Origin of the sequence: Pseudoxanthomonas sp. J35 (assembly GCF_000513995.1) — a bacterium.
Lineage (GTDB): Bacteria > Pseudomonadota > Gammaproteobacteria > Xanthomonadales > Xanthomonadaceae > Pseudoxanthomonas.
The window spans coordinates 100,526-111,060 of the sequence record NZ_AZVB01000013.1 but is presented as its reverse complement, the minus strand read 5'-3'; the positions used below and the strand labels follow the sequence as shown (position 1 = coordinate 111,060).

Sequence of the window (10,535 nt, the reverse complement as noted above, 5' to 3'; positions counted from 1 at the left end):
CGCATCGACGATCGTGCCGGCCTTCAGGCTCTGGCCCTTACGCGCCAGGTGCGCGTTCACGCGCTCCAGGAGCTGCGGCGCCAGATCATGCGTCTCCAGCAGCCGGCGGAAGTTGAGGATCGNGGTCTCGTCCGGGATGTTGTCCAGCCCGCCCANGCGGGCAAAGCGGCGCATCACCGGCATCTCGTACAGCGTCTCTTCCATGCCCGGGTCGCTCAGCGAGTACCACTGCTGCAGGAAGTGGATGCGCAGCATCGTCGCCAAGGGATACGGCTGCCGGCCGCGCTGGCCCATCTTCGGGTAGTGCGGTGCGATCAGCGCCAGCAATGCGTTCCACGGCACCACCTGCTCCATCTCCGCCAGGAAGACCTCGCGCCGCGTCCTCTTGCGCTTGCCCGTGTGTTCCGCGTCCCCGAAGCTCAGCTGCATCGTCGTCATCCGTCGAACCTTGCGCTATTGTCGCCGAAGGAATTTGTTCAGAGCATCCTTAGGCGGGCTGACACCGAGCTTCTACGTGAAGCAACTGGCATCGGCTACCATCCACCCCGGACTCTAAATCGCCCCGCTACTGAAAGCGGGGGACGCCGCATACTCAGGTCAGCTGAGTTCTAAGAGTTCATTGAAGCCAACACCGCTTCGCGGCGCGGCTTAGCTCAGCAACTGTCTTCCGATCCGCAGTCAGGCGTAACGACCCAGCGGTTTCCTGCACGGTCCCACCAGCCATGCAGAAAGAAAAACGCCCGGCACTTGGCCGGGCGTTCCTCATGCAGCTGCCAGGGGGATCAGGCGGCGACCGACTTGGCCGCGTCCTGGTATTCCTCGATCTGGTCGAAGTTCATGTAGCGGTAGATCTCGGCGCCCTTCTCGTTGATCACGCCGATGTCCGCCATGTACTCCTCCTTGGTCGGGATCTTGCCCAGGCGCGAGCAGATCGCCGCCAGCTCGGCCGAACCCAGGAACACGTTGGAGTTGCGGCCCAGGCGGTTCGGGAAGTTGCGGGTCGAGGTCGAGAATACCGTGGCGCCCTCGCGCACCTGGGCCTGATTGCCCATGCACAGCGAGCAGCCCGGCATTTCCATGCGCGCGCCGGCGGTGCCGAAGGTGCCGTAGTGGCCTTCCTTGGTCAGCTCCGAGGCGTCCATCTTGGTCGGCGGCGCGACCCACAGGCGGGTCGGGATGTCGCGCTTGCCTTCCAGCAGCTTGGCCGCGGCACGGAAGTGGCCGATGTTGGTCATGCACGAACCGATGAAGACCTCGTCGATCTTCGTACCGGCCACGTCGGTCAGGGTCTTCACGTCGTCCGGGTCGTTCGGGCAGGCCAGCAGCGGCTCGTGCACCTCGGCCAGGTCGATCTCGATGACCGCGGCGTACTCGGCGTCGGCATCCGGCTCCAGCAGCTGCGGGTTGGCCAGCCACTCCTCCATCTTGCGGATGCGGCGGGCCAGCGAGCGGGCGTCCTGGTAACCCTCGGCGATCATCCACTTCAGCAGCGTGATGTTGCTGTTGAGGTACTCGATGATCGGCTCCTTGTTCAGGCGCACGGTGCAGCCGGCGGCCGAGCGTTCGGCCGAGGCGTCGGACAGCTCGAATGCCTGCTCCACCTTCAGGTCCGGCAGGCCTTCGATCTCGAGGATGCGGCCGGAGAAGATGTTCTTCTTGCCCTGCTTGGCGACGGTCAGCAGGCCCTGCTTGATCGCGTAGTACGGGATCGCGTTGACCAGGTCACGCAGGGTCACGCCCGGCTGCATCTGGCCCTTGAAGCGGACCAGCACCGACTCCGGCATGTCCAGCGGCATGACGCCGGTGGCCGCGGCGAAGGCGACCAGGCCGGAACCGGCCGGGAACGAGATGCCCACCGGGAAGCGGGTGTGCGAGTCGCCACCGGTGCCCACGGTGTCCGGCAGCAGCATGCGGTTGAGCCAGCTGTGGATCACGCCGTCGCCCGGGCGCAGCGAGATGCCGCCGCGGGTGGAGATGAACTCCGGCAGGGTGTGGTGGGTCTTGACGTCGACCGGCTTCGGATAGGCGGCGGTGTGGCAGAACGACTGCATCACCAGGTCGGCCGAGAAGCCCAGGCAGGCCAGGTCCTTCAGCTCGTCGCGGGTCATCGGGCCGGTGGTGTCCTGGGAACCGACCGAGGTCATCTTCGGCTCGCAGTAGGTGCCCGGGCGCACACCCTTGCCTTCCGGCAGGCCGCAGGCGCGGCCGACCATCTTCTGCGCCAGGGTGTAGCCCTTGCCGGTGTCGGCCGGCTGCTGCGGCAGGCGGAACAGGTCCGAGGCCGGCAGGCCCAGCGACTCGCGGGCCTTGGCGGTCAGGCCGCGGCCGATGATCAGCGGGATGCGGCCGCCGGCGCGCACCTCGTCGAACAGCACGTCGGACTTGACCTTGAACTCGGCGATCACCTCGCCGTTCTTCAGCGCCTTGCCCTCGTACGGGCGCAGCTCGACCACGTCGCCGTGGTCCATCTTCGACACGTCAAGCTCGATCGGCAGCGCGCCGGCGTCTTCCATGGTGTTGTAGAAGATCGGGGCGATCTTGCCGCCCAGGCAGACGCCGCCGGCGCGCTTGTTCGGGATGTACGGGATGTCGTCGCCGGTCCACCACAGCACCGAGTTGGTGGCAGACTTGCGCGAGGAACCGGTGCCGACCACGTCGCCGACGTAGGCGACCAGGTGGCCCTTCTCCTTGAGCTTGAGGATCTCGCCGATCGGGCCGCGCTTGCCGTCTTCCTCCGGCACGAACGGCGCGTCGCCGCGCTTGTTCTTGAGCATCGCCAGGGCGTGCATCGGGATGTCCGGGCGCGTGGTGGCGTCCGGCGCCGGCGACAGGTCGTCGGTGTTGGTCTCGCCCGGCACCTTGAACACGGTGATGGTCAGGCTCTGTGGCACTTCAGGCTTGCTGGTGAACCACTCGGCGTCGGCCCAGCTCTGCAGCACGGCCTTGGCGTTGGCATTGCCGGCCTTGGCCTTCTCTTCCACGTCGTGGAACTGGTCGAACACCAGCAGGGTGTGCTTGAGGCCCTCGGCGGCGATGGCGCCGACCTCGGCATCGTCCAGCAGCTCGATCAGCGGCGAGACGTTGTAGCCGCCGAGCATGGTGCCCAGCAGCTCGGTGGCGCGGGCGCGGCTGATCAGCGGGTTCTTCTCGCTGCCGAAGGCCAGCGCGGCCAGGTAGGAGGCCTTGACCTTGGCCGCGTCGTCGACGCCGGCGGGAACGCGGTGGGTGAGCAGGTCGACCAGGAACTGCTCCTCGCCGGCCGGGGGGTTCTTCAGCAGCTCGATGACCTCGGCGGTCTGCTGCGCGCTCAGCGGCAGCGGCGGGATGCCGAGGGCGGCGCGCTCGGCGACGTGGTGGCGGTAGGCTTCCAACATGGACAACTCCGGGGAACGGAACAGGTAAAAGGTTCTTTGGGCTCAGGCTTGCGGCACGATCAGCTTCAGGCCCTTGAAGTAGTCGCGGTAAAAGGCGTCGTTCCAGGTGACCAGACCGTCGCACTGGAGCATCGCGTGGGCGCCGACCATGAACTCGCCGATGCGGTGCCCGGCGCCGCCGCGCTGGCGGTGGCGGCGCAGCATCTCGCCGGCGCGCAGGGCGGACTTGGCCTCGAGCGGGCTGAAATGGATGCCCATCTCCTCCAGCGCCTCCTGCACCTCGGCGCCGCCGCGCAGCGCGGCGCACAGCTCGGCCAGGGTGGTGCCGCACACGACCACGCGGCCGCCGACCAGCGCCTGGCGCAGGCAGGCCTCGACCGCGTCGGCGCGGGGGCCGTCGCTGAGCAGTTCGATCAGGACCGGGGAATCGACCGCAATCATGCCTCGCCTTCGTTACGAAGGCTGCGCACGGCCTCCTCCGCCGATTCGAAGCCGTCGAGGGCGAACTTGCCGCGGGCGCGGGAAATGGCGTCGTCCACGCTCTTGCGCAGGACGATGCGGCTACCCTCCAGCTCGACCTTGAGCAGGGTGCCCTTGGTCAGCCCCAGCGCGTCGCGCACCGCCTTGGGCAGGGTGATCTGGCCGCGCTCGGCAACGGTGGCTTCCATGGGGGCCTCCCGGGGGTAGATGGTATGGCGAAATAATACATACTTTTCCATGCATACTCAAACATGCGTGGGCACTTGCGGGCCAGAATGACCCTGCCCCGCGGCCAGCCGGAGGCCATTGCCGGCCGTGACGGTCCTGTCATTGAATGGCACCTACAATCGACGATTGCCCCTTCCGCCGCCGGGATTGGCGGCGACCAGCCACAGGAGCCCGCCATGCGCGATTCCTTCGCCACCCGCAGCCGCCTGGACGTCGGCGGCAGATCCTTCGCCTACGCCAGCCTGCCCGCCCTGGGCAAGCGCTTCGACCTGTCCCACCTGCCCTACTCCATGAAGATCCTGCTGGAGAACCTGCTCCGGCACGAGGACGGGATGACCGTCCTGCCCGAGCACATCGAGGCGGTCGCCCGGTGGGATCCCAAGGCGGAGCCCGATACCGAGATCGCCTTCATGCCGGCGCGCGTGGTCCTGCAGGACTTCACCGGCGTGCCCTGCGTGGTCGACCTGGCGGCCATGCGCGACGCCGTGGTCAAGCTCGGCGGCAAGGCCAGCCAGATCAATCCGCTGATCCCCTCGGAGCTGGTCATCGACCACTCCATCCAGGTCGACGTGTTCGGCAAGCCCGACGCCCTGGACCTCAACGGCCGCATCGAGTTCGAGCGCAACCGCGAGCGCTACGCCTTCCTGCGCTGGGGCCAGAAGGCCTTCGACGGCTTCCGGGTGGTGCCGCCGAATACCGGCATCGTCCACCAGGTCAACCTGGAGCACCTGGCCCGGGTGGTGATGACCTCGGAGAAGGACGGCGAGACCTGGGCCTACCCGGACACCGTGTTCGGCACCGACTCGCACACCACGATGATCAACGGCATCGGCGTGCTGGGCTGGGGCGTGGGCGGCATCGAGGCCGAGGCGGCCATGCTCGGCCAGCCCTCGTCGATGCTGATCCCGCAGGTGGTCGGCTTCGAGCTCACCGGCAAGCTGCCGGAAGGCTCCACCGCCACCGACCTGGTGCTGACCGTGACCCAGATGCTGCGCAAGCACGGGGTGGTCGGCAAGTTCGTCGAGTTCTACGGCGACGGCCTGCAGCACCTGCCGCTGGCCGACCGCGCCACCATCGGCAACATGGCGCCGGAATACGGCGCCACCTGCGGCATCTTCCCGATCGATGCCGAGTCGCTGGAGTACCTGCGCCTGTCCGGCCGCAGCGAGGAGCAGATCGCCCTGGTCGAGGCCTACGCCCGCGCCCAGGGCCTGTGGCACGAGCCGGACAGCCCGCACGCGCAGTACAGCTCGACCCTGCACCTGGACATGGGCGACGTGAAGCCGTCGCTGGCCGGCCCCAAGCGCCCGCAGGACCGCGTGCTGCTGGGCGAGATGAAGAAGAACTACCGCGAGAACGTGGCGCTGCTGACCGCCGCGCGCGACCGTCGCGACCCCGGGGTGTCCGACTTCATCGCCGAGGGCGGCACCGCCGCGGTCGGCAACGAGGCCCTGCACAAGGGCGTGGCCGACATCGAGATCGACGGCAAGCCGGTCCGGCTCAAGGACGGCGCGGTGGTGATCGCCGCGATCACCTCCTGCACCAACACCTCCAACCCGGCGGTGATGGTCGCCGCAGGCCTGCTGGCCCGCAACGCCGCCGCGCGCGGGCTCAACCGCCAGCCGTGGGTGAAGACCTCGCTGGCCCCGGGCTCGCGCGTGGTCACCGACTACCTGGAAAAGGCCGGCCTGCTGAAGGAGCTGGAGAAGGTCGGCTTCTACATCGTCGGCTACGGCTGCACCACCTGCATCGGCAACTCCGGTCCGCTGCCGCAGGAAGTCAGCGCCGGGATCGCCGCCGGCGACCTGGTGGTGGCCTCGGTGCTGTCGGGCAACCGCAACTTCGAGGGCCGCGTGCACCCCGAGGTGAAGATGAACTACCTGGCCAGCCCGCCGCTGGTGGTCGCCTATGCCCTGGCCGGCACCACCGACATCGACCTGACCAGCGAGCCGCTGGGCACCGGCAGCGACGGCCAGCCGGTCTACCTGCGCGACATCTGGCCCTCGAGCAAGGAGATCGGCGACGTCATCGCCGCCACCATCGGCCCGGAGATGTTCAAGCAGAACTACGCCGACGTGTTCAAGGGCGACAACCGCTGGAACACCATCGACTCGCCCGACGGCGACCTGTACGCCTGGGACGACGCCTCCACCTACATCAAGAACCCGCCGTACTTCGAAGGCATGACCATGGAGGTCGGCTCGATCGGCGACATCCACGGTGCGCGCGTGCTGGGCCTGTTCGGCGACTCGATCACCACCGACCACATCTCCCCGGCCGGCAACATCGAGAAGGACTCGCCGGCGGGCCGCTTCCTGCAGTCGCGTGGCGTGCAGCCGGCGGACTTCAACAGCTACGGCAGCCGCCGCGGCAACGACGACGTGATGGTCCGCGGCACCTTCGCCAACATCCGGATCAAGAACCTGTTCTTCGGCGGCGAGGAAGGCGGCAACACCCTGTACTTCGGCGCCAACCCGCCGGAGAAGATGTCGATCTACGACGCGGCGATGAAGTACAAGGCCGACGGCACGCCGCTGCTGGTGATCGCCGGCAAGGAGTACGGCACCGGCTCCTCGCGCGACTGGGCGGCCAAGGGCACCAACCTGCTCGGGGTCAAGGCGGTGATCGCCGAGAGCTTCGAGCGCATCCACCGCTCCAACCTGGTCGGCATGGGCGTGCTGCCGCTGCAGTTCCACGCCGGCCAGAACGCGCAGTCGCTGGGCCTGGACGGCACCGAGATCTTCGACATCTCCGGCCTGCAGGACGGCGCCAGCAAGACGGCGAAGGTCACCGCGCGCAAGGCCGACGGCCGCACCGTGGAGTTCGACGTCCACGTGCTGCTGCTGACCCCGAAGGAAGTGGAGTACTTCCGCCACGGCGGCCTGCTGCAGTACGTGCTGCGCCAGCTCGCCTCGCGCGAGGCGGCCTGACCGCTCCCTGCCGGCCCGGCCCGGCAGGGAGGCACGGCGTTCCCCAACTGCCCCGGCGCGTGTCGCGCCGGGGCTTTTTTACTGCCCGCCGCCCTTCGGCTTCCACTCGGCGTAGTACAGGCGCCACCCGCCGTCCTCGTCGCGCCAGGCCGAGGTGACCTCCCAGGCCTGCGCGCGTTCGGGCAGGAAGCGATTGCCGCCGGTGGCCAGGGCGCTGAAGCGCACGGTCGCGCGGGGGCCCTGCAGCTCCACCTCGGCCGGGCCGAGGGTCACCCCGATGCTGGCGTTGGCCAGCACCTGTGCGCGCACGACCTGCTGCAGCGCAGCACGATCCATTCCGCCGGGACCGGTGAAATCGTCGGCCACGCCGTCCATGAAAGCGGAGGCGCTGCGCTCCTCCAGCGCGGCCTGCATCGTCGAAATCCGCTCGCGCAGGCGCTGTTCCGGCGGTTCGCGCGAACACCCCGCCGTCAATGCCAGGACCGCCACCATCCCCGCCGCGACCATTGCCCTTGCCACCCCACCCCTTCGCTGCATGTGCTTCGCCTTTTCCATCCGGAACGGTATGCTCCCACCCCGGCACGCCAGAGCGTGCCTTGACTATATTTTGACAAAGATGGCCACACCACCTCGGGAGGGATGCGCAATGAATCCGGATCGTCCTTGGTTGCAGAGTTATCCGAAGGGCGTGCCCGCGGAGATCGATCCGGACCAATACCGCTCGATCCCCGCGGTGTTCGCGTCGTCGGTGCAGCGCTACGGCGACCGCCCCGCGTACCGCAACCTCGGCAAGACCATGACCTACGCCGAGGTCGACGGGCTGAGCAGGCAGTTCGCCGCCTACCTGCTGGGCGAGCTGGGCCTGAAGAAGGGCGATCGCGTCGCGATCATGATGCCCAACTGCCTGCAGTACCCGATCGCGACCTTCGGCGTGCTGCGCGCCGGCCTGACCGTGGTCAACGTCAATCCGCTGTACACCGCGCGCGAGCTCAAGCACCAGCTGGTCGACGCCGGCGCCGCGGCGATCGTGGTGGTCGACAACTTCGGCCACACCGTGCAGGAAGTGCTGGCCGAGACCCCGCTCAAGCAGGTCATCACCACCGGCCTGGGCGACATGCTCGGCTTCCCCAAGGGCCCCATCGTCAACTTCGTGCTGAAGTACGTGAAGAAGATGGTGCCCGAGTACGACATCCCCGGCGCCGTGCGCTTCAAGGACGCGCTGGCCGCCGGCAAGCGCCACCCGCTGCCGCAGGTCGACATCGACCCGGGCGACATCGCCTTCCTGCAGTACACCGGCGGCACCACCGGCGTGGCCAAGGGCGCGATGCTGACCCACCGCAACCTGGTGGCGAACATGCAGCAGGCCTCGGCCTGGCTGGGCGCCACCCAGCTCGAGCGCGGCAAGGAAGTGATCATCACCGCGCTGCCGCTGTACCACATCTTCGCGCTGACGGCCAACGGCCTGGTGTTCATGGAGCTCGGTGGCCTCAACCACCTGATCACCAACCCGCGCGACATGCCGAACTTCGTCAAGGAGCTGAAGACCTCCGGCTTCACCGCGATCACCGGCGTCAACACCCTGTTCAACGGCCTGCTCAACACCCCCGGCTTCGACGAGGTGGACTTCTCGAAGCTGAAGATCACCCTGGGCGGCGGCATGGCCGTGCAGCGCGCGGTGGCTGAGCGCTGGAAGAAGGTCACCGGCGTGACCCTGGTCGAGGCCTACGGCCTGACCGAGACCTCGCCGGCGGTGTGCATCAACCCGCTGGACCTGAAGGAGTTCAACGGCTCGATCGGCCTGCCGATCCCGTCCACCGACGTGTGCATCAAGGACGACGACGGCAAGGAAGTGCCGCAGGGCGAAGTCGGCGAGCTGTGCGTCAAGGGTCCGCAGGTCATGAAGGGCTACTGGCAGCGTCCGGAGGAGACGGCCAAGGTCATCGACGCCGACGGCTGGCTGCACACCGGCGACATGGCGCGCATCGACGAGAAGGGCTTCGTCTATATCGTCGACCGCAAGAAGGACATGATCCTGGTCTCGGGCTTCAACGTGTACCCGAACGAGATCGAGGACGTGGTCGCGGCGATGCCGGGGGTGCTGGAAGTGGCCGCGGTCGGCGTGCCGGACGAGCGTACGGGCGAGGCGGTGAAGCTGTTCGTGGTGAAGAAGGACCCGTCGCTCACCGCCGAGCAGATCAAGGCCTACTGCCGCGAGGCGCTGACCGGCTACAAGCAGCCGCGCTACATCGAGTTCCGCACCGAGCTGCCGAAGAGCAACGTCGGCAAGATCCTGCGCAAGGAACTGCGCGACCCGGCGCCGGCCTCGAAGGCCTCCGCGCACTGACGCTTCCAGGCGGGCCGGCGGCCGTGCCGCCCCGCCCCTTCCTGCAGCACCCGCGTCCGCCAGACCCCTGCCCGCGTGTGCCTTCCGCGGGCGCCAGCCCCCGTCCTTGTCCCCTCCTGCCACGCAGGATCCGCCCCACCGCGGCCAAGACGGTTTAACTTTCGGTTCAGGTGTAGCATGGTCCGGCAGCAATCACGCCTGCCGCGAATTCCCTCGGCAGGCCCGAAGCCCCCGGAGAAGACGCCATGAGCAATATCGAGAAACTGCAGCGCCCCCACACCTTCCCGACCATCCGCGTGCAGACGCCGGCGGACGGCAGCGTGCACTGGCTGTACATGCACGCCGACGCAGGTCCGGGTACGCGCCCGTGTTGCCGCTCTGAGGTGATCGACGACATCTGGGGCTACATGGCCTCCATCACCCTGCGCGAGGCCCAGCGCAACCAGAGCCGCCTGCGCCACCTGGTGCTGGCCTCCGACGCCTCGGCCTTCAACCTCGGCGGCGACCTGGACCTGTTCGCCCAGCTGATCCGCGCCGGCGACCGCGAGCGCCTGCTCGGCTACGCGCGCCGCTGCATCGACGGCGTCCACCACCTGCACACCGGCCTCGGCGGCGACGTGCACACCATCGCCCTGGTCCAGGGCGACGCGCTCGGCGGCGGCCTGGAAATGGCCCTGGCCTGCCACACCATCGTCGCCGAGGAAGGCGTCGGCATGGGTCTGCCGGAGGTGCTGTTCGGGCTGTTCCCGGGCATGGGCGCCTACTCGTTCCTGTGCAAGCGCGTCAGCCCGCGCCAGGCCGAGAAGATGATCCTCGGCGGCGAGGTCTACAGCAGCGAGGAGATGTACCGGATGGGCGTGGTCGACGTGCTGGTGCCGAAGGGCCAGGGCGAATCGGCCGTCCAGGAGATGATCCGCCAGCAGCAGCGCATCCCCCACTCCTACCTGGCCATGAACCAGGTCCGCCGCATCGGCCAGCCGGTCAGCTACGACGAGCTGATGGGCATCACCGAGGTGTGGGTGGACACCGCCCTGGCGCTGGGCGACAGGTCGCTGAAGACCATGGAGCGCATCGTGCGTGCGCAGACCCGGAGGTCCGCTTCGGAAGCCGCCTGATCGGACCGGCGGCCCTGCGGCTGCCCCGTCCGTAGGGGGATCGGGCCCGGCTGGATGCCGGGCC

General features: G+C 68.2%; 8 protein-coding genes. 3 read left to right on the top strand and 5 right to left on the bottom strand.

Going from position 1 to position 10,535, the window contains the following annotated elements:
• From PSEJ35_RS0110200 to PSEJ35_RS0110185, 4 genes are all read right to left on the bottom strand, one after another.
• Positions 1-429: IS5/IS1182 family transposase (locus PSEJ35_RS0110200; protein ID WP_028917700.1), on the bottom strand; the 429-nt coding region annotated here is incomplete at its 3' end.
• 353 nt (positions 430-782) lie between these two features.
• On the bottom strand, positions 783-3,374 hold the full coding sequence (gene acnB / locus PSEJ35_RS0110195) for a bifunctional aconitate hydratase 2/2-methylisocitrate dehydratase (RefSeq protein ID WP_028917699.1): 2,592 nt from the start codon (positions 3,372-3,374) through the stop codon (positions 783-785).
• A 42-nt stretch (positions 3,375-3,416) separates the two neighbouring features.
• A complete protein-coding gene (locus PSEJ35_RS0110190) occupies positions 3,417-3,815 on the bottom strand; it encodes a type II toxin-antitoxin system VapC family toxin (protein ID WP_028917698.1) in 399 nt (132 codons plus the stop codon).
• Positions 3,812-4,042 carry an AbrB/MazE/SpoVT family DNA-binding domain-containing protein gene (locus tag PSEJ35_RS0110185; protein ID WP_028917697.1) on the bottom strand — a complete coding sequence of 77 codons (231 nt, stop codon included), beginning with the start codon at positions 4,040-4,042 and terminating at the stop codon, positions 3,812-3,814. Before PSEJ35_RS0110185 ends, PSEJ35_RS0110190 begins: the two co-directional genes overlap by 4 nt.
• A 216-nt stretch (positions 4,043-4,258) precedes the next feature.
• On the opposite strand from PSEJ35_RS0110185, the gene acnA reads away from it, so the two are divergent.
• Positions 4,259-7,012, top strand: a complete 2,754-nt coding sequence (acnA, locus tag PSEJ35_RS0110180; RefSeq protein ID WP_028917696.1) for an aconitate hydratase AcnA — start codon at positions 4,259-4,261, stop codon at positions 7,010-7,012.
• Positions 7,013-7,090: 78 nt separating this feature from the next.
• Here acnA and PSEJ35_RS0110175 read toward each other — a convergent pair whose 3' ends face one another.
• Positions 7,091-7,426 (bottom strand): nuclear transport factor 2 family protein, encoded by a 336-nt coding sequence (locus PSEJ35_RS0110175; RefSeq protein WP_051412641.1) that lies wholly within the window; start codon positions 7,424-7,426, stop codon positions 7,091-7,093.
• 232 nt (positions 7,427-7,658) lie between these two features.
• Between PSEJ35_RS0110175 and PSEJ35_RS0110170 the strand changes: the two genes are divergently transcribed.
• Positions 7,659-9,356, top strand: coding sequence for a long-chain fatty acid--CoA ligase (locus PSEJ35_RS0110170; protein WP_028917694.1), 1,698 nt, complete (start codon positions 7,659-7,661; stop codon positions 9,354-9,356).
• 245 nt (positions 9,357-9,601) lie between these two features.
• Positions 9,602-10,471: a crotonase/enoyl-CoA hydratase family protein gene (locus PSEJ35_RS0110165; protein ID WP_028917693.1), complete on the top strand. Its 870-nt coding sequence runs from the start codon at positions 9,602-9,604 to the stop codon at positions 10,469-10,471.
• The last annotated feature ends 64 nt before the right edge of the window (positions 10,472-10,535 follow it).

What these genes read in the sequence shown, in the direction of transcription:
- acnB (WP_028917699.1), bottom strand. Translation starts at nt 3,374, where the DNA reads ATGTTGGAAGCCTACCGCCACCACGTCGCCGAGCGCGCCGCCCTCGGC.
- PSEJ35_RS0110190 (WP_028917698.1), bottom strand. Translation starts at nt 3,815, where the DNA reads ATGATTGCGGTCGATTCCCCGGTCCTGATCGAACTGCTCAGCGACGGC.
- PSEJ35_RS0110185 (WP_028917697.1), bottom strand. Translation starts at nt 4,042, where the DNA reads ATGGAAGCCACCGTTGCCGAGCGCGGCCAGATCACCCTGCCCAAGGCG.
- acnA (WP_028917696.1), top strand. Translation starts at nt 4,259, where the DNA reads ATGCGCGATTCCTTCGCCACCCGCAGCCGCCTGGACGTCGGCGGCAGA.
- PSEJ35_RS0110175 (WP_051412641.1), bottom strand. Translation starts at nt 7,426, where the DNA reads ATGCAGGCCGCGCTGGAGGAGCGCAGCGCCTCCGCTTTCATGGACGGC.
- PSEJ35_RS0110170 (WP_028917694.1), top strand. Translation starts at nt 7,659, where the DNA reads ATGAATCCGGATCGTCCTTGGTTGCAGAGTTATCCGAAGGGCGTGCCC.
- PSEJ35_RS0110165 (WP_028917693.1), top strand. Translation starts at nt 9,602, where the DNA reads ATGAGCAATATCGAGAAACTGCAGCGCCCCCACACCTTCCCGACCATC.